Here is a 19,052-nt window from a genome sequence, read left to right as displayed (position 1 = left end):
CTGCACCCAGCGGCCGCTCGTGCCCGAGTGCAGAACACGCGTGGCCGAGCGCAGAACACGCGTGGCTGAGTGCAGGACATGCGAACGCCCACCGGGATCCGTTACACGGCGGGTTACGTGCGGAGCTGCACCCTGCGGAGCTTGCCGACCGCGGTGTAGGGCAGTTCGTCGACGAACTCCACCCTCGAGGGCACCTTGTACCGCGCGAGCCGCTCCGTGCAGACGTCGACGATCTGCTGCTCCGACAACGCCGCGCCGGATTCGGGACGCACCACGGCGCGCACGGATTCGCCGGTGCGGTCGTCGAGCGCGCCGACGACCGCGACCTCGGCGACCCCCGGCAGCGTGAGGATCACGTCCTCGACCTCACGCGGGTAGACGTTGAAGCCGTTGACGATGATCAGGTCGTTGGCGCGGTCGACGAGGTGCAGATCGCCGTCGGCGTCGAGGTAGCCGACGTCACCGGTGCGGTACCAGCCGTCGGCGTCCGGGCCGTGAGCACCGTCGGGCCAGTAGCCGCTGAACAGGTTGGCGCCGCGGATGGCGACGAGCCCGGTGAGGCCGATGTCGTCGCCGAACGCGTCGTCGGGGTCGGCGGGGTCCAGCGGTGCGTGCGCCGCGGAGCCGTCGCTGTCGACGAGGCGCAGCTCGACGCCCGGCAACGGCCTGCCGACCGAACCGGCCTTCGCCTGGCCGGTGACGAGGGTGGACGTGACGACGGGTGCGGCTTCGGTGAGGCCGTATCCCTCGTAGACGGCCTGCCCGGTGGCGTCGGTGATGGCGTTCAGCACGCGGGGATGCAGCGGTGCGGCGCCGGACATGAAGATGCGGACCGTGGCCATCGCGTCGGCGAGTTCACCGGCAGGCCTGTCCGCGAGGTCGGTGTACATCGCGGGTACGCCCACGACCGTGGTGATCTCGTGGGCCTGGCAGGCGTGCAGCGCGTCCCGTGCGTCGAATCGCTGGGCCAGCACGACGGTGGCTGCGGTCGCCGTGGGCAGGAGCAGGCCGGGGCCGAGGCCGTAGATGTGGTGCAGCGGCACGGCGAGCAAGGTGCGGTCGGGCCGGTCGCCGGTGGGCAGGACGGCTGCGAGCTGCCGCACGTTGGCCAGCAGCGCCCGGTGCGACAGCATCACGCCGCGGGCGGGGCCGCTCGTGCCGGAGGTGTAGAAGATCGCGGCGATGTTCTCGCCACCGGCCCGCGGCTCGACGGGATGCGACGGCCGGGGCTCGGCGTCCGGTGACTCCGCGGTGGGCTCGTCCGCGGGATCGGCGGGGTGGCCGAGGTCCGGGGCGATGGCCGGCACGTCGCCGAGGTCGGCGTGCGCGACCAGGAGCCGGGCACCACAGTCGTTGAGCCGTTCGCGGGCCTCGGCGTCCGGGGCGGCGGGCGAGACCGGGACGGCGATCGCGCCCGCACGGAACACGGCGAACAGGCCGACGACGAGTTCGCCGCAGGTCGGCAGCCGCAGGCCGACGCGGTCGCCGGGGCGCACGTCGGAGTCGAACAGGCGGCGCGCGAACGTATCGACCGCGTTGTCGACGTCGGCCCAGGTCAAGGTGGCCGCCGAGGAGGGGTCGACGACCCCGTCGGCGTCGGGGCGCTGCCGCGCCGCAGCCACGACGAGGTCGGCGACGTTCTCCCCCGCGACCTCGGTGTTCACGTCCTCGGTGCTCCCACCCCCGGCAGCCCCGGGGCTTATGTCTCCGCTGTCCGGTTCCTCAGCGCCCGCTGCCATCCGCGAACCTCCTCATCCCCCGCCCAGTGTGCCCGTCACGGTCGCGCGTCATAGCGGCCCGACATCACCGTCTCCCGATTGCAACGAGGACACCACTACCTACTAGGCGGTAGCTACGCGTATGCTCCCGTGACGACGTAGTGGCGGTGATCACTCAAGATCACGAATGCGTCCGGGAACGACCCCGGAGGAGGTGCAACACGATGAGCCTGCCAATCGCTGTTGCTGCTGGTCCAGCACGTACCCCCCTGCATGTCGTACCCGATCCCGCCCCCGAGGCACCGGATCCGACGGCCGAGGGCTGGGATCTCGTGCACGCCGCCCAGAGCGGCGACCGGGCGGCGTTCGGCCGGCTCTACGACCGCTACGTCGACGGCGTGTACCGCTACGTCCTCCTCCGAGTGGGTGATCGCCACCTGGCCGAGGACGTCACGAGCGAGACGTTCCTGCGCGCCCTGCGGCGGATCACGTCGATCAGCTACCAGGGCCGGGACGTCGGCGCCTGGTTCACCACAATCGCCCGCAATCTGGTGCTCGACCACGTGAAGTCGAGCCGGTTCCGGCTCGAGGTCGTCACCGACGAGGTTGCCGACCCCACGACACCCGGTGCCGCGGTGGCGGGCGCGGCGGGAGCACCGGGACCGGAGCAGCAGGTGATCAGCCGCGACACGGGCGACGAACTCGTCCGCTGCATCAGCGACCTCGGCGACGACCAGCGCGAATGCGTCATTCTGCGGTTCATCCAGGGCTACTCCGTGGCCGAGACCGCGCGGATCATGGACCGGGGCGAGGGTGCGGTGAAGGCGCTGCAGCATCGCGCGATCCGCAGGCTGGCGAAGCTGCTGCCCGACACGTTGCGCTGATACCCCCCGCGTCCTGCCGCTGGTCAGGTCACTCCGTCGGCCACGCGCTGTAACGTGCGCCACCCACAGGGTCGACACCCCGTAACCGATACAGCTGCGACGTCGTTGTCCCCGGCAGACACACCGAGACGTCCAGGACCGGCCACGCGCCGGCGAGCCGGGAGGCGTTGCCACCGTGGAGCCTCCACGAATCCTGCGGTCATTCCGCGCGCGGCGATCCCGCGCCTCCCGTGACGAGGACGAACGCTTCGCGCGCGCCGTCGAGACCGGAGAGGCCGGCCGCAGCGGCGAGTTCGCCGACGAGCTGGCGGTCATCGCGGCGCTGCGCAACCTCGGCAACCGCGCCCCCGGCGGCCACGGCACCGGAGGCCACAGCACCGGAGGCCAGAGCACCGGTGACCGGAGCGTCGGCGACCACGGCACCGCGGCCGGCGACGAACGCGACGGATCGCTGACCCCCGCGGCGCGCATGCGCATCACGGACCGCGTGCTCGCGCCCGGGCCGCACCCGACCGCCGAACGCCACGTCGCAGGACCACCACCGCAACCACAGCCGGAACCGCAACCGGAATCGGAGCACCCACGACCGGGCCCACAGCCGCAGCCGGCACGCGGCGAACACCGGCCCGACGGGAACTCGCGGCGCCGGGTGCCGGCCGTCGCAGCGGGCGTCGCCGTTCTCCTCGGGGTGGGGGCCGCCGCACTCACCGCGTCCGGCGACGCCAGGCCGGGCGAGTCGTTCTACGCACTCAAACAGCTGCGCGAGGATGCCTCGCTGGCCATGACCTTCGACGACGAGGACCGCGCGTTCCAGCGGCTCGACTACGCCTCCGACCGGATCGCCGAGCTGAGGTCGCTGGCCGACGACGGCGCGCTCGACCGTTCCGCCCTGCACACGGGCATGTCCGATTTCACCGAGCACGCCCGTTCGGCCGTCGCCGCGCTGACGTCCCTCGCCACCACTTCAGGCGGCGACCAGCTCGACCGCCTGCGCGGCTGGGCCACCGCCGAGACGTCGCGGCTGACCCCGCTGCCAGGCACGGCCGACGGGACGCACCTGCTGGTGCGCATCCAGCAGCGGGCGGAAGCACTCGACGAACGCATGTCGTGCCTGCAGATCACCTCCGGCCGCGCCGACGACCTCGGCGCGCTGCCCACCACCGGCGACTGCCATCCCACGACACCCGGCGGCGGACGACCGGGCGACGGCGACCACTCCGCGGCGCCGGACGCCACTCCGGGCTCCGGTGACACGCGGCCGGGGCCCACCCCGGACGACGACACGGCCACCCTGGCCGGTTCCACGACGACGGACCCGGCCGGGACGGCAGAGCCGGTCACGGCCGTCCGCGCGACCCCGCCGTGGTCACCGCCCGCGGACGTGCCATCGGCGCACGTGGTCCGCACGGTGCCCGAACCGCCCACCGGACCGCGCCTGCCTGCCGAACGGCCGCAGCAGCCTGCGCCGGTCTCGGTGACGGCGATCCTGTCCGGCCTCACCGGCCTGGACGCGGATCACGACTGACGGGCCGACCGCATGCGATGCTCCTCGACCGGCCGAGCGGAGTAACGGCATAGCCCGGGGTGAGCACCGAAAAGCACTCCGCGACCAACCGTTATCCTGACTACTTCAGTGCACAGCCAGGTGAAGGCCGAACTCGACCGTGGAGGCGGTGTGCGTGGCACTGTGGCGGGCCCGCAGTAAGAAACAGGAACGCGAACGGCTCGCTGCCCTGGCAGGTGAGGCGTCGGCCGACGCTGCCGTGGCGATGGAGGCCGAAGCAGCCCAGGCCGAAGCCGAAGCAGCCCACGCTGAAGCCGAGGCCGCACAGGCAGGCGGCACGACACGGTCGGACAGCACGCTCCAATCCGATGACACGGCGCCGGGTGCCGGTACGGCAGTGGCCGAGCCGCTGGAGGCAGGCAGAACCGAACCGGCCGGCGAACTCACACCGACGCTCGACACCGCCGAGAGCGCGGACGCCACCGACGTCGACGAGGCTCCCCCGCCCGCACCCCCGGACCTGACCGCCGCGGCGTTCTTCGACGTCGACAACACCATGATGGTCGGCGCCTCCATCTTCCACTTCGCCCGCGGCCTGGCCTCGCGGAAGTACTTCACGGCATCCGACCTCGCCGGGTTCGCGATGCAGCAGCTGCGGTTCCGTGTCGGCGGCAAGGAAGGCAACGTCGACGGCATCCGCGAGCAGGGCCTGTCGTTCGTCGCCGGGGCCACGGTCGAGCAGCTGACCGAGGTCGGCGAGGAGATCTACGACGAGCTCATGGCCGACAAGATCTGGGCGGGCACGCGCGCGCTGGCGCAGATGCACCTGGACGCGGGCCAGCGTGTGTGGCTCGTGACGGCGACGCCGGTCGAGTTGGCGGCGATCATCGCCCGGCGCCTCGGGCTGACAGGTGCGCTGGGCACGGTCGCCGAAAGCATCGACGGCGTGTACACGGGACGGCTGGTCGGGGACTTGCTGCACGGCAGGGCAAAGGCACACGCGGTGCGAGCGCTCGCCGCGAGGGAAGGGCTGAACCTGCGGCGGTGCACGGCCTACTCGGACTCGCAGAACGACGTGCCGATGCTGTCGGTCGTCGGCACCGCCGTGGCGGTCAACCCGGACGCCGAACTGCGCGACACGGCGCGTGCGCGCGGCTGGGAGATCCGCGACTTCCGCACGGGCCGCAAGGCGGCGAAGATCGGCGTTCCGTCGGTCCTCGGTGCGGGCGCGGTCGCCGGTGCGGTCGCGGGCGCGGTCGCCCACCGCCGCCGCTGAGCCACCACTTCGTCATGCCCGGTGACCACCACCGCGGTCGGCTCGTGTCGCTAATGCCCCCAAGGGCACTTTGGTTGCATTGAGTGCAACCAAAGTGCCCTTGGGGGCGCTCAACGCAATGCGTGGCAGTTACGAAGAGTCGTCAGCCGCTGAAGATGTTGCGGCGGCGGGCGAGGCGCCGGTACAGCATCTGCTGGATCGACTCGCGCACCTGGTCGTTGAGGTTGAACACGCTCATCGGATCGTCGACGGCCTCGGGGCCGTAGCCGTCGGTCGGGATGGGCTCGCCGAACTCGATCGTCCATTTCGTCGGCAGCGGCACCGCGCCGAGCGGCCCCAGTAGTGGGAAGAACGGCGTCACCGGGAAGTACGGCAGGCCCAGTAGCCGAGCGAGCGGCTTGATGTCACCGATCTTCGGGTAGATCTCCTCGGCCCCGACCACGGCGACCGGGATGATCGGCACCCCGGCGCGCATGGCCGCCGACGCGAACCCGCCGCGTCCGAATCGCTGCAGCTTGTAGCGCGCCGAGAACGGTTTGCCGACGCCCTTGAACCCCTCCGGCCACACGCCGACGAGCTCGCCGGCCCGCAACAGGCGTTCGGCGTCGGGGTTGCAGGCCAGCGTCTGCCCCGTTTTGCGAGCGAGCGTGCCCAGCACCGGTGCCTTGAACACCAGGTCGGCGCCGAGCATACGCAGGTGGCGCCGCTGCGGGTGCCGTTCGCGGACCGCGAGCGCGGTCATGATCGAGTCGATCGGCAGCACGCCGGAGTGGTTGCCGACGAGCAGTGCGCCGCCGTCGACGGGCAGGTTCTCCCCGCCGACGGCGGCAACCCGGAACCACTTGTCGTACAGCAGCTTCAGCGGCGGCAGGATGAGCGTGTCGGTCAATTCGGGGTCGAAGCCGAACTCGTCGACGGCGTAGTCGCCGGTGAGGCGCCGGGCAAGGAACGTCAGCAGCCGGCCCAGCGGATCGTCCGCCCCGTCGGCGGCCGACTCCGACGCGGGCGCGGTGGGCAACTCGACGACCGACGCGTCCCGATCGGCGTCGCCCGCGTCCGCCTCGCGGGCGGGATCGCCGCCGGGCGCCCCGCCGGTGTGCAACCGGATGACCTGTGCCGACGACCCGCTCGACATATCCGTTCCCTCCTACCGCCTGCCCACCGCCGTGAGAACCCCTGCGAGGCGCTCGCCGTCGACGACGGGCCGGATACCGCGCCCGGTGAGGAAGTCGTCGAACGCGTCGCGGGTGTTCCAGCGGGGCGTGTAACCGAAGTCGTTCTTGAGCCGGGTGGTGTCGACGACGCGGCCGAAGTTCAACAGGCTGACCTGGTCGGCGGAGAAGTCGACGATGCGGGCGCCGCGCAGGACCTTGCCCACCGACGGCAGCGCGGTGCGCGGTAACGGCAGTTCGACCCTGCCCGCGCGGCGGATGGCCTGCCCCAGCGTGAGCACCCCGTCCGCGGCGACGTTGTACACGCCCGGCCGGTCTTCCAGCGTGGCGATCTCGAGGGCGGCGAGCGCGTCGGACGAGTGCAGCATCTGCAGGCGTGAGTCGAACCCGAGCACGGTCGGCACGACGGGCAGCGCGAAGTAGCGCGTGAGAACGGTGTCGACGTCGGGGCCGACGATGTTGGCGAACCTGCCCATCGTCACGGTGATGTCGGGCCTGCGCCGCATCAGCCCGCGGACATAGCCTTCCATCTCGACGGCGTCCTTGGCGTAACCCGACGGCGAGGTGGGGCCCAGTTCGGTGTCCTCATCGAACACCGCGGGCGAACGCGCACCCGCCCCGTACACCGCGGCCGAGGACTTCACGACGAGCTTGCGCACCAGCGGCGACTTCTGGCACGCGGCGAGCAGCCGCATCGTGCCGATGACGTTGACCTCTTTGACCGCCACCCGACGGGTCGGTCCCGCGGGTTGGGCGTGCGTGGAGGCGTGGACGACCGTGTCGACCTTCGCCGAGCTGATGATCTTCGCGATCAGCGGGTTGCGGATGTCGGCGCGCACGAACTCGGCGTGCCCGGCCCTGCGGAGCAGCTCCGGCCGGGGCGGCGAGGTGTCGACGCCGATGACGCGGTCGAGTTCCGGGTTGTTACCCAGTCGTGCGAGCAGCCTGCTGCCCAGATCTCCGGCGACACCGGTCACGAGAACGTTGCTGGGCGGCATAGGCGGCATTGAACCCCCTGGGTACGGCTGGCTGACGCTCGAGAACTCGGCGTCGGCACTGATCGTACGCGCTGGGCGCCGCACCGCAGAGCTGATCCCGCGCACGGGTTGATCACACGCAGCCGACTGGCCACAAGCGGGGGCCGATCACACGCAAGACACGAGCCCGGCCGGTCCGACCGGGCTCGCCATCACTTCAGGAGGTGCCTTTCGGGCGCACCACCGGCGAACCCGCGCGTCCGTCCGGGGAACCGGCGGACGCGCGGGCGCGGAGTCCCTGGGCTTACTTGCCCTGCTTGCGGCGCTGGACGCGCGTGCGACGCAGAAGCTTCCGGTGCTTCTTCTTGGACATACGCTTGCGGCGCTTCTTGATGACCGAGCCCACTCAGAACTCCTTCAACCGATAGATCGTGACGATGCGCGGGCGCCACACGAACGCCGGCACCACGAGTTCGCGGCGGCCTGCCGAGTCACGTCCGGGTGCGACGGGTGTCGCGGAACGTGACTCGTGCGTGGGGCGAGGCGCGCGCACGGCCTACCAGGTTACCCGGGGCTCGCCGCGCGTTTTCGAGCCGGTCCTCTCCACGCTCATCCGACGTCGAAGTACGCGTTGTCCAGATAGTCGTGGACAGCCTGTTCCGGCACCCGGAAGGACTTGCCGACGCGAACGGCCGGTAGCTCCCCCGAATGCACTAAGCGGTAGACGGTCATCTTGGAGACGCGCATCAGCGACGCCACCTCCGCGACCGTCAAGAACTGGACCTGCCGTGGTCCTGGCAGGTCGTCGTTACCTTTCGCCGGCATAGGTCTCACCGTGTCCCTTTTCGGGCACGTGTCCCGCCACGCGGCTTCCCCTCCGTGTGGCTTCGACACGTACGTGCTAATGCGAGGGTAGCGGGACTGGTGTGGCGGATGCGACGGCCGTCGAGGCGATGGCACGAGTGTGTGGTTACTCCTCGTGGGCCTTGCCTAACTCGACGGAGCGATCACGGGCCGATTCGATGGCGTCGAGCAGGGCTGCGCGCACACCGTGCTTCTCGAGTTCGCGAATGCCATTGATAGTGGTGCCACCCGGTGAGGTGACGTTCTCGCGCAGCATGACGGGGTGCTCGCCGCCTTCGTCGAGCATCTTGCCCGCGCCGACGGCCGCCTGGACGATCAGCTGCTGCGCCACGGCGCGGGGCAGGCCGAGCAAGATGCCCGCGTCGATCATTGCCTCGACGAGGTAGAAAAAGTAGGCGGGCCCGGAGCCGGACAGCGCCGTGACAGCGTCCTGCTGTGACTCCGGCAGCACGACGACCTTGCCGACCGACGACAGCAGCCGCTCGACGATCTGCAGCTGTTCGTCGGTGGCGTGCTTGCCCGGCGACACGGCGCTCATGGCCGCGCCGACGAGCATCGGCGTGTTCGGCATGACCCGAATCACGGGCGTGCCCGCGGGCAGCCTGCGTTCGAACAGCGAGGTCGGCAGGCCGGCGCACATCGACACGACCAGCGAGCCGGGGCCGATGAGATCGGCCAGCTCGTCCAGCAGCGGTTCGATGTCCTGCGGTTTGACGGCGACGACCAGCACGTCGGCACGTGTGGCCGCCTCGGCGACCTCGACGCCCTTGACGCCGTAGCGGTCGGTCAGTTCCGCGGCCCGCTCCGGATGACGCTCGGTGAACAGCAGGTCGCCGGCGTCGTACCCGGCGTCGAGCAGTCCGGACAACAACGCCTCGCCGATCTTCCCGGCGCCCAGCACGGCAACAGTCATGGTTCCGAGCCTAAGAGTCGCGCGGAGCGCGTCCGTGGGGGGTGGTGGCCGGGCCGGCGGGCGGGCGCAGCGGCGCGAAGCGCGTCCGTGAGAGATGCTGAGTGCCCCGAAGGGCACCTTCGGGGCACTGAGCCGTCGCGGTCGGGTGGTCGCTCAGCCCAGCGGGGCCAGTGCCAGTTGGCGGGCCTGGCAGACGATGCGGTTCTGGGAATCGACGACCAGGGCGTCGGAGTCGAACCAGCCTTCGTGGACCGACCGGCTCTCGACGTGGATCCGCAACCATCCCGGGGCGGGACGGGTGCGGACCAGTGCGGTCAGTTGGGCTGTCGGTGCCCAGCCGATGCGTCCGAGGTTGAGCACCACGGGCGGGTTGATGTCGCCGGCGAGCAGCGCGAAGTACGGGTCGGCGACGCCGCCGCGTGGCCGCACCCACAGCCGCAGTCGCGGTGGATCGCCCGTGCGGCCCGCGAGGTATCCGGCCGTGCTGGGGTCGATGCGCACGTCGCAGCCCTGTGCGAGGTGGAACACGCCTTCGGGGTCGTTGCCGTCGAGCGTGACGCAACCGGCCGGGGGTTCGGCGGGCGCGGACGGGGCGTCGTGCCAGTCCGGTTTCCGCACCGGGAGCCGGCCTGCGGTGACGCGCGCTTCGACGCAGCTGCGGCCGCGCTGTTCGAGCGTCACGGCGACGACGGTGGCCCGCCTGCCGACCTTGCGGACGTCGGTGCGCAGCAGCACCGGGCCGATCGCGGGCGGGCGCAGGAATTCCGCGCTGACAGCGAGCGGGTCGATGGCGGGTTCGCCCGTTTCGCGGACCGCGGCGAGTGCGGCCTTCGCCAGCAGCGCGATGAGGAATCCGCCGTGCGGGTGCGTCCCGATGGACCATTCCTGTCGCAGGTCGGCGGTGAAGGTGCCGTCGCCGAGGGAGCGCGCGTCACATGCCGCGCCGAAGTCCGCGGCCGTCTCGGGGGTGCTCACGGACGGCCGGCCGCCGACACGACGCCGGATACCGGCGCGCCACCGGACGTCACGGTGCGGGCCGCTGCGTTCCCGGCCGTCGCGAGGCCGGTACGGATCGCCGTGGAACGGATATCGACGCGCACCTTCTCCCCTTCCCCCTCCGGCGCTGGCCGGGTCGGCGTGCGGCAATCGGCGGCCGAGACCTCCCTGGTACGGCCGTACCGGCTCCCGTGCCCGCGCAGGATAGGCAGAGTCGGACGGTGGTGCCCACCGAAAGCGTTGCGGGCACCCGATTCGAGCAATGTGTTCACACCACGTGCACGCAGCATCACATCGAAAACGATACGGATGGTCACTGCGCGCAACACCCCCACCCGTCGGAAAAGTTGATCTTGAAACTGCCGGTGACGCACCTACATTGCGCCTCACGGGTGGCTGCGATGCGAAGCCGACGTGGCAGACAACACGCCGTCGTGCCTGCGGACGACCACCGCCGCGACCCGCGCCCGCCGCTCCGGCAGCCGGTCCCGGGAGCCGTCAGCCCAGGTGCAGGCGAGTGAACAGGAGCGCCTCGCTGAGCATCTTGGCGCGCTGGTCCTCGGTGCGGGCGCTACGCGTGTTCACCTCGAGGACGATCTGCCCGCCGCGGGCGCCGAAATCGTCCGCGCCGAGCTCTTCGAGCAGTTCGGCACACGGTTGCGTGCCGCGGCCGGGCAGCAGGTGCTCGTCCTTCGCCACCCCGGTGCCGTCGCCCATGTGGACGTGCGTGAGCCGGTCACCCATCCGCTTCGCCAGCGCCAGCGCGTCCATGCCCGCGGTCGCCGTGTGCGAGAGGTCCAGCGTGTAGTGAGCGTGCCCGACGTCGGTCGGATCGACGGACGGGCGGAACGCCGACACCTCGCGTCCGCGCGGTGTCCGCACCGGGAACATGTTCTCCACGGCGATCCGCACCCCACTCGACGATTCGAGCTCGGCGACCAGGTCGGCGAACGCCTCGGCGTACCGGCGCTGCCACCGGAACGGCGGGTGCACCACCACGGTCGGCGCCTCCAGATCGACGGCCGCCTCGACCGACCGCCGCAGCCGCACCACCGGATCCGGCGACCACACGCGCTGAGTGATCAGCAGACAGGGCGAGTGCACGGCCAGCACCGGCATCCCCGTCGAGGCACTGTGCCGCCGCAGTGCGGCCACGTCCTGACTTTCCGGATCGGCCCAGACCATCACCTCGACGCCGTCGAAACCCAGCGTGCTGGCCAGCTCGAACCCGGAGCGGGCACGGAGCGGCCACACCGATGCCGTGGACAGTCCGATCGAGGTCACGCGCTACTTCGTCACCAAAAGCAGCGCCGCGGGCGAGACCGTCACAACGAGGCCGACGAGCACGGCGAGCACCGTGGTCTGCAGGTCGTCGGCACGGCGGACCTTACGCACGACCAGCACCAACCCGACCGTGACGACCAGCGCGGCGATGAGCGCGGCGGCGGGCAGCTGACCCCACAGCCAGTTGAACCCGAGCCACACGGCGGCACCGCCCGCCACGCCGCCCGCGAGCTGGGCGCCGAGCGCGAGCCACTGCTTCGCCGGCGACGGTTCGTCGGCCGGCTCGTCGCCGGCCGGTGAGCGGCCCGCGGCGAGGTCGTCGTCGGCGTATCCGTCGTCGTAGGCGTACGGGTCGTCGTCGTACGCGAGGTCGGCGTCCCGCGGATCGTCGCCGTAGCGATCGTCCGCGTAGTCGTCGTAGTCCTCGGCGTACTCGTTGTCGTAAGCCCGATCGTCGTAGGCCCGCTCGTCGTAGGCCCGCTCGTCGTAGGCCTGGTCGTCGTAGGCGTATCCGTCGTACGCCGGGTCGTCGTAGGGCGCAGCATCGCCGTAGGCCTGCTCGTCGTAGGCGTACGGGTCCTCCGCGTAGCCGCTCGCGTACCCGTGGTCGTAGGCACCGGACTCGTCGTAGCCGTCCTCGTAGCCCGCGTAGCCGGAGTCGTAGCCGCCGCGGGTGTCGGCCGCGGCGGCCTGTGCCTGACTTCCCTGCGCGGCACTGCCGATGGCGGCGCCGATGCCCGGTTGGGCGGCCTGCGGGTCGTCGTCATCGTCGTCGAAATCCGGGACGAAATAGCCCGTCGAAGGGCCTGCGTCCGGGTCGTCCGCGGGAGCCGCCGCCCCGGGAGCAGCCGCCTCGGGAGCAGCGGCACCTGCCGCGGCACCGGTGTCGGCACCACCCTGCTGCTGGGCGTCGAGCGTGGCCGGGTTCGCGGGCTCGGGCGGGACGACCGGTGTCACTCCGACTTCGGTGTCCTGCTCGGCACGCTGCTGTTCCCTGGCCTGCGCCTGCCGGCGCTTACGGCGCCAGTTGGCCAGCCCGGCGGGCGGTTCGTCACCCCGCACCGGACCGGGCGCGGGTCGCTGTCCACCGGCAACGGCGGGGAACTGTTCGGTGTTCGACTCGGGCTCGGCCGGCCTGCCACCACCACGCCACGGCCTACGCCTGCGGAGCGGCGGCGCGGGCGGTGGCGGAGCGGCCTGGGCGGCGTCGGCGCCGTCCGAACCGGCCTCGGGCCCATCGGCCTGCACAGCTGGCTCGTCCGGCGGCTCGTGCTGCGGCGAGAAGAAGAACCCGCCCGAGGACTGCTGCGAGGCAGGCGGCGCGTCGGCCGCCGGCGGAACCGGCGGCACGCCGTTCCGCGTCGGGGCCTCCGGCGAGGCCTGCTGTGGGGACTGTGCCGGGGCGGACGGGGCTTGGGCGGACGGAGCTTGGGCGGCGGGCGCCTGCGGGGGCTGGCCCGGTTGCGGCGGCGCCTGCGGGGCTCCTGCCTGCGGCGCCGCGAAACCACCCGAGTTCTGTTGCGGCCCGCGGGCGCCCGGCTGGGGCGGCCTCGCGGCGTCGGGAGCACCGTTCGCGGGCGGCATTCCGGGAGGCGCACCGTTCGGGTTCACACCACCGGGTGTACCGCTCGGCTGGGCCCCGTTCGGTTGCGGACCGCCGGGCGGGACCGCACCCGGCCTGCCGGCGTGCGGCTGAGCACCGCCGGGAGCCCCGTTCGGTGGTGTGGACGACTCGGCCGGCCCGCCCTCCGAACGCACCCGTTCGATGATGGCCTGCGGGGCCGTATCGGTGATGCTCGGCTGCTCACCGGTTTCGTCGGCAGCGCGACGCCGCCGCCGGCGCGGTGCGCCGCCGGCTTGTCCGCCGTGTTGGGCGAGCAGTTCGGCAACGGTCTTCTGCTGCCGATCGCCGTCGCTGTCTCGAGTCATCCCTTCCACCGTGCCCGTCGCCAATCGTCTACGTCCAGTGTGGCCCGAACGCGTCTCATCCCCGGCCCCGGCCGGTCACAAGCGCAGTCTGGTCCTCGCCGTTGGAAAGGTCCAGCCTGCGCAAGATCACGCCTTCGCGCAGCGCCCACGGGCAGATCTCCAACCGCTCGAGCGACAGTGCCCGCATCGTGGCCTCGGCCACGAGCGCACCCCCGACCAGCTGATGAGCCCTGCTCCCGCTGACGCCCTCCAGCTCGGCCAGGTCCTCCGAGGACATCCGGGTGATGAACGAGAGGAGCTGCCGGAGTCCCGTGTCGGTCAGGACGCGGGCCACCCGCGGTCCCGCCGACGACGGCGCCGCGCCGGTGAGCCGGGCCAGCGACCGGAACGTCTTCGATGTCGCAACCACCCGATCCGGTTCCCCCACGCCGCGGATGCGCTCCGCGAGACCGGAGAGCTGTTCGTCGAGCCACGCCGTCGTCGCGACGAGCTCGGAACGCTTCGGCGGATCGTTCGAGAAGCGCGTCCGCGTGATGCGGCCGGCACCGAACGGCAGCGACTCGGCGAGCTCGGGGCGTTCGTCGATGCCCATCGCCACCTCGAGCGAACCGCCGCCGATGTCGAGCACCAGCAGCTGCCCCGCCGACCAGCCGTACCAGCGACGGGCGGCAAGGAACGTCAGCTTCGCCTCGTCCTCGCCGGTAAGCACGCGCAGCTCGACGCCCGTGGAGTCGGCCACCGTGGCCAGGACGTCGTCGGTGTTGTGGGCCTCGCGCACCGCTGAGGTCGCGAACGCCATGACGTCCTCGCACCCCCACCGCTCGGCCGAGACCTTCGCCTGCTCGACCGCGTCGACCAGGCTGGCGATGCCCTGCTTCGTGAGCTCACCGCGGGAGTTCAGCTGCTCCGCCAGCCGCAGCACCGTCTTCTCCGAATGCATCGGTGTGGGGTGCCCTCCACGGTGCGCGTCGACGACGAGCAGATGGACGGTGTTGGAACCGACGTCAAGAACCCCTAGGCGCACGAGTATCCACGGTACCGGGCCTTGCGTTCAGGCCTCGAACTTGTAACCGAGGCCACGCACCGTCACCAGGTACTGCGGCTGGCCGGGGTCCGGTTCGAGCTTGGACCGGAGCCGCTTGACGTGGACGTCGAGGGTCTTGGTGTCACCGACGTAGTCGGCACCCCACACCCGGTCGATGAGCTGGCTGCGCGTGAGCACGCGGCCCACGTTGCGGAGCAGGTATTCGAGCAGGTCGAACTCCTTCAGCGGCAGCGAGATCTCCTCGGTGCCGACCGTCACCACGTGCCGTTCGACGTCCATCCGCACCGGCCCGGCCGACAGCACCAGCGGCGCGGCCTCCGGCTCGGCGGCCGTCGTGTCGCCGCCCCGCCGCAGCACGGCGCGGATCCGCGCGATCAGTTCGCGGGCTGCGTAGGGCTTGGTGATGTAGTCGTCCGCGCCGAGTTCGAGGCCCACGACCTTGTCGATCTCGCTGTCCCGCGCGGTCACCATGATCACTGGGACCGACGACCGGGCGCGCAGCTGTTTGCACACGTCCGTGCCGCTCATGCCGGGGAGCATGAGGTCGAGCAGCACGAGATCGGCACCGTTGCGGTCGAACTCCTCGAGCGCCTGCTGGCCGGTCGTCGCGAGGGCGGCGGTGAAGCCCTCCTTGCGGAGCATGAAGGCCATCGGGTCGGCGAACGACTCCTCGTCCTCGACGATCAGAACCCTGGTCACTGCGTTGTTCCTCCCGGTTCGGTGCGTTGCCGCACGCTGGTGACCAGCGGCTGCCCGGTCGGGTCGTCGCTGCGCTGGTCGGGGGTCTCGGTTGTGGGGGCCGTACTCACGGCCGGAACGCCTCCGGTGTCGTCGGAGTCGGAGGCCGTGGCCGAATCGACCGGGTCGGCCACGACGGCACTCGTCCGCGCGGGGATCCGCAGCGTGAACGTCGACCCGACGCCCGGCCTGCTCCACAGCCGCACCTCGCCGCCGTGGTTGGCGGCGACGTGCTTGACGATCGCCAGGCCGAGGCCGGTGCCGCCCGTCGCACGGGAGCGGGCCTTGTCAGCGCGGTAGAAGCGCTCGAACACGCGCTGCTGCTCGTCGAGCGCGATGCCGAGACCTCGGTCGGTGACGGCCAGCTCGACGTGGCCGTCGGTCAGTCTGCGACTGATGGACACGGGGCTGGACTGCTGCGAGTAGGCGATCGCGTTGTCGAGCAGGTTCGACAGGGCCGTGACGAGCAACGTGCGGTCCCCCTCGACCTCGAGGCCGCTGGCCCCGTCGGTCGTGACCGTGATGTCGGAGGTCTCGGCGGCCAGCTTGGTGCGCGACAGCGTCTCGGTGACGACGCCGTCGACGTCGACGACCGTCATCTCCGGCAGCTTCTCCGCCCCCTGCAGGCGTGACAGCGCGATCAGCTCGGTGACGAGCTTGCCGAGCCGGTTCGACTCGCGGAGGATCTTCTCGCTGAACCGGCGCGCCTCCTCGGCGCTGTCGGCGTCGAGTACGGCCTCGGCCAGCAGCGCGATCGCCCCGACCGGGGTCTTGAGTTCGTGACTGACGTTGGCCACGAAGTCACGGCGCGTCGCCTCCAGCCGGACCGCGTCGGAGTGGTCGACGGCCTCCACGATCGTGAAGCCGTCGCCCAGCGGCCGCAGCTGCGCCACGACCGCCTCCGGCTGCCTCCCGCGGACCTCGTCGGGCGAGATGTCGACCTCGAACGCCTCGTCACTCTCGACCACGCGCTGCGCCGCGTCCCGCACCCGCCCGTCGACCTGATTGCCGCGCAGCAGGCCGAGCTCCTCGGCACGCGCGTTGTGCAACACCAGGTCGCCGAAGCGATTGAGCATCACCACGCCGGTCTCCGACGACCGCACCGAACGCAGCAGCAACTCGGCGGCCGTGGGGCCTGCCGGCTCGGGAACGTCCCGGCCGCGGGTGCGGAAGAAGAAGAAACCGACAGCGATGCCGACCACCAGAGCGGCAGTGGCCAGCAGGACCGATCCGGACGCCGTCACGCTTCGCATCGTAAGCATTCGCCCGGGTGGTTGTCCTAGTCTTGGAGGCCGAGCGGTGACCGGCCTGACACTCCTGGGCCACGTGTTCGCCACCAGGCAAGATCCAGTTCACCTGCCGTACCCCGAACGCCGTTGCCGCCACCGTTCGACCCACCCGCTGCCGCCTCACGTACCCGCGCTCCGCCCCGCCCGTGTTGCGGATTCCCGGGGGTCGTATCGCCCCGACCGTCGCCCCTCGTCGATGCGCTGTGCCACGTGCCGACGACCGACCAGGAGCCACTCGCCGGGGCACACCCTGCCGCCGACACGCGTAGGGGCCGCCCTCCCGTTCGGGAAGGCGGCCCCTACGACGTTTCCGCGGTGGTGCGGCCTCAGCGGCCCTGATTGGCGACCGCGGCCGCCGCCTTCTCGGCCGTCTCCGGGTCGAGGTAGGTACCGCCGGGGTTGGTGGGCTTGAGCTCGGCGTCGAGGTCGTACCGCAGCGGAATCCCGGTCGGGATGTTCAGCCCGGCGATGTCGGCCTCGGAAACGCCGTCGAGGTGCTTGACCAGCGCGCGCAGCGAGTTGCCGTGCGCCGCGACGAGCACGTTCTTCCCCGCCCGCAGGTCGGGCACGATCGCCGACTCCCAGTACGGCAGCAGCCGCACCACGACGTCCTTGAGGCACTCGGTCAGCGGCAGGTCGCCGTCGATGTCCTGGTAACGCGGGTCGGCGTCCTGGCTGAACTCGCTGCCACGCTCGATCTCCGGCGGCGGCGTGTCGTAGGACCGGCGCCACAGCATGAACTGCTCCTCGCCGAACTCGTCGGCGATCTCCTTCTTGTTCTTGCCCTGCAGCGCGCCGTAGTGCCGCTCGTTGAGCCGCCAGCTGCGGCGGACGTCGATCCAGTGCCGATCGGCGCCGTCGAGCGCGATGTTGGCCGTCGAAATCGCCCTGCGCAGCAGCGACGTGTGCACCACGTCCGGCAGCAGGCCCGCCTCGGCGAGCAGCTGCCCGCCGCGCGTCGCCTCGTCCTCGCCCTGGTCTGACAACGGGACGTCGACCCAGCCGGTGAACAGGTTTTCCGCGTTCCATGTGCTCTGCCCGTGGCGCAGCAGCACGAGAGTCCCAAGTTCGGCCATGTTTTCAGCGTGCCATGCTCCGCCGATTCGAGTAGCGCGACCTCGGCCACTGCGTTACCGGGTTCGTCCGCACTACCACGTGATCTACACAGAGTGTCTTCAACGCGCGGAGAACTCGATACGAACTCTCGATCGGGGCGTATCTCTACAGGTCAACGACGCTAACGAGGCCGCAGTGTGTTCAACCTTTCGGCGAAATTCACTCGAATAGAGTAGCCAGTAGTCTTGTGATTACAGTGCCGAGTCTGACAAGTTGACACTTGAGCCCGCACGGCCCGGAACCACGCACTCCCCGGGCCGAGCAACGCGGGAACAGATCGCAGCTCGTCTCCCCCTGCCGAGCTGCGGCCCGCCGGCCCCGTTGGCATCCCCCTCGTCACCGGGTCCGAACAGGCGGGAAGGTCCACGGGGCGGCTCGAGTTCGCGACTCCCCCCTCCCTCGAGCCGCCCCGTCGACCGCTCGGGGCAGCCTGCTCGCGGAATGCGCTCGCCGGTGCGTGGTCTCCTCGCCGAGCCCAGGGGCCGAGCCCCCTGGAACCCCACGGTGCGTGCTCCTCACCCCGGCGAGCGCCGGGCACGATTCGTGCGAACCAGCGTCGGAACCGTGCGAACACGGAGACGCTGCGCCCGTGTTGCGACCTCCGGGGTCCGTGTTCTGCATTCGGGTACGCGTGTTCTGCACTCAGACGCGCATGTGCTGCATCCGGACGCGCGTGTGCTGCGCCCGCCCGTCGCCCGACCCCCACCCCTCAACGCCGAGCTGTCGCGCGACTGTGCCGGCACGCGTGTCCTGTGACCCACGCAGGCGTGTCATCGCAGGGCTCCGCCGGACGTGTTGCTCCGCCGGCCGTGTTCAGGAGCCGACCGCGACCGACGCGGCCGGTGTCAGTCCTCCGTCAGCGTGCCCGGTTCGTGGTTCGAGGCCGGTTCCACCAGGTGCTTGAACGCCTGCAGATTGGCCAACGACTCGCCGCGGCTCACGCGCCAGTCCCACTCCCGTCGGATCGAACTCGCGAAGCCCAGCTCCAGCAGGGTGTTGAAATCCCCGTCGGCTGTTTCCAGCACCTGCCCCAACACGGTGTCGACCTCGTCGGCCGAGACGGTGTCCAGTCCCAGGCGGCCCACCAGGCAGATGTCGCCGGCCGAGTCCAGCGTGTAGGCCACGCCGTACAGCTTCGCGTTGCGCCGCAGCAGAAACCGGTAGACGTCCTCGTAGGCCTCGTCCGGACGCCGGCAGACGAACGCCTCCACCGCCAGCGAATGCTCCCGCACCACCAGCCACGCGTTCGTCTGCAGCTTCTTCACGCCCGGCAGGGTCACGAAGTACACGCCGTCGCCCCGCCGGTCGTACGGCACCTCCGAAGCATCCAGCGCCGACTGCACGATC

At 71.1% G+C, this 19,052-nt stretch carries 18 protein-coding genes; 3 read left to right on the top strand and 15 right to left on the bottom strand.

Translation table 11 applies throughout. From position 1 onward, the window contains the following. Window positions 1-113: 113 nt before the first annotated feature. Window positions 114-1,739, bottom strand: a complete 1,626-nt coding sequence (locus tag LY40_RS20810) for an AMP-binding protein (protein WP_258937903.1) — start codon at window positions 1,737-1,739, stop codon at window positions 114-116. A gap of 203 nt (window positions 1,740-1,942) precedes the next feature. Between LY40_RS20810 and LY40_RS20805 the strand changes: the two genes are divergently transcribed. The 3 genes from LY40_RS20805 (at window position 1,943) to LY40_RS20795 (ending at window position 5,382) form a co-directional block, all read left to right on the top strand. After that, a complete protein-coding gene (locus LY40_RS20805; RefSeq protein ID WP_183779997.1) occupies window positions 1,943-2,602 on the top strand; it encodes a sigma-70 family RNA polymerase sigma factor in 660 nt (219 codons plus the stop codon). Window positions 2,603-2,777: 175 nt separating this feature from the next. Continuing rightward, complete coding sequence (locus LY40_RS20800; RefSeq protein ID WP_258937902.1) at window positions 2,778-4,127, top strand: DUF5667 domain-containing protein; 1,350 nt, start codon at window positions 2,778-2,780, stop codon at window positions 4,125-4,127. Between the two features lie 139 nt (window positions 4,128-4,266). Then, window positions 4,267-5,382: an HAD family hydrolase gene (locus LY40_RS20795; RefSeq protein WP_258937901.1), complete on the top strand. Its 1,116-nt coding sequence runs from the start codon at window positions 4,267-4,269 to the stop codon at window positions 5,380-5,382. Window positions 5,383-5,524: 142 nt separating this feature from the next. Here LY40_RS20795 and LY40_RS20790 read toward each other — a convergent pair whose 3' ends face one another. The 14 genes from LY40_RS20790 to LY40_RS20725 all read right to left on the bottom strand — a co-directional run bounded on the left by LY40_RS20790 (window position 5,525) and on the right by LY40_RS20725 (window position 19,051). Next, a complete protein-coding gene (locus LY40_RS20790) occupies window positions 5,525-6,517 on the bottom strand; it encodes a lysophospholipid acyltransferase family protein (RefSeq protein ID WP_258937900.1) in 993 nt (330 codons plus the stop codon). Window positions 6,518-6,529: 12 nt separating this feature from the next. Then, window positions 6,530-7,552: an NAD-dependent epimerase/dehydratase family protein gene (locus tag LY40_RS20785; protein WP_183780003.1), complete on the bottom strand. Its 1,023-nt coding sequence runs from the start codon at window positions 7,550-7,552 to the stop codon at window positions 6,530-6,532. Between the two features lie 283 nt (window positions 7,553-7,835). Further along, window positions 7,836-7,937 (bottom strand): 30S ribosomal protein bS22, encoded by a 102-nt coding sequence (locus LY40_RS20780; RefSeq protein ID WP_005453035.1) that lies wholly within the window; start codon window positions 7,935-7,937, stop codon window positions 7,836-7,838. Between the two features lie 203 nt (window positions 7,938-8,140). Beyond that, entirely contained in the window at window positions 8,141-8,356 is a 216-nt protein-coding gene (locus LY40_RS20775) for a helix-turn-helix domain-containing protein (protein ID WP_183646522.1), read from the bottom strand. 145 nt (window positions 8,357-8,501) lie between these two features. Continuing rightward, window positions 8,502-9,308 (bottom strand): pyrroline-5-carboxylate reductase, encoded by an 807-nt coding sequence (gene proC, locus LY40_RS20770; protein ID WP_183780005.1) that lies wholly within the window; start codon window positions 9,306-9,308, stop codon window positions 8,502-8,504. A gap of 153 nt (window positions 9,309-9,461) precedes the next feature. Then, a complete protein-coding gene (locus LY40_RS20765) occupies window positions 9,462-10,283 on the bottom strand; it encodes a thioesterase family protein (RefSeq protein WP_183780007.1) in 822 nt (273 codons plus the stop codon). Next, the gene (locus tag LY40_RS20760; protein ID WP_258937899.1) at window positions 10,280-10,639 is read right to left on the bottom strand and encodes a hypothetical protein; all 360 of its coding nucleotides are present in this window, start codon (window positions 10,637-10,639) and stop codon (window positions 10,280-10,282) included. The genes LY40_RS20765 and LY40_RS20760 overlap by 4 nt, the downstream gene beginning before the upstream one ends. A 163-nt stretch (window positions 10,640-10,802) precedes the next feature. Beyond that, window positions 10,803-11,579: a sugar phosphate isomerase/epimerase family protein gene (locus LY40_RS20755; protein WP_183785046.1), complete on the bottom strand. Its 777-nt coding sequence runs from the start codon at window positions 11,577-11,579 to the stop codon at window positions 10,803-10,805. A gap of 12 nt (window positions 11,580-11,591) precedes the next feature. Continuing rightward, complete coding sequence (locus LY40_RS20750) at window positions 11,592-13,517, bottom strand: Rv0497 family membrane protein (RefSeq protein WP_258938064.1); 1,926 nt, start codon at window positions 13,515-13,517, stop codon at window positions 11,592-11,594. 55 nt (window positions 13,518-13,572) lie between these two features. Next, entirely contained in the window at window positions 13,573-14,541 is a 969-nt protein-coding gene (locus tag LY40_RS20745; RefSeq protein WP_183780011.1) for a Ppx/GppA family phosphatase, read from the bottom strand. Between the two features lie 27 nt (window positions 14,542-14,568). After that, complete coding sequence (locus LY40_RS20740; protein ID WP_258937898.1) at window positions 14,569-15,261, bottom strand: response regulator; 693 nt, start codon at window positions 15,259-15,261, stop codon at window positions 14,569-14,571. Then, a complete protein-coding gene (locus LY40_RS20735; protein ID WP_308216683.1) occupies window positions 15,258-16,544 on the bottom strand; it encodes a sensor histidine kinase in 1,287 nt (428 codons plus the stop codon). Before LY40_RS20735 ends, LY40_RS20740 begins: the two co-directional genes overlap by 4 nt. A 371-nt stretch (window positions 16,545-16,915) precedes the next feature. After that, complete coding sequence (locus LY40_RS20730) at window positions 16,916-17,665, bottom strand: phosphoglyceromutase (RefSeq protein WP_183780017.1); 750 nt, start codon at window positions 17,663-17,665, stop codon at window positions 16,916-16,918. A gap of 885 nt (window positions 17,666-18,550) precedes the next feature. Beyond that, window positions 18,551-19,051: a type III secretion system chaperone family protein gene (locus LY40_RS20725; RefSeq protein WP_372497726.1), complete on the bottom strand. Its 501-nt coding sequence runs from the start codon at window positions 19,049-19,051 to the stop codon at window positions 18,551-18,553. Window position 19,052: the final 1 nt, after the last annotated feature.

The organism is Prauserella salsuginis, assembly GCF_024648885.1.
In the GTDB taxonomy this organism is placed as follows: Bacteria; Actinomycetota; Actinomycetes; order Mycobacteriales; family Pseudonocardiaceae; genus Prauserella; species Prauserella salsuginis.
This window is presented reverse-complemented; position numbering and strand designations above follow the sequence as displayed.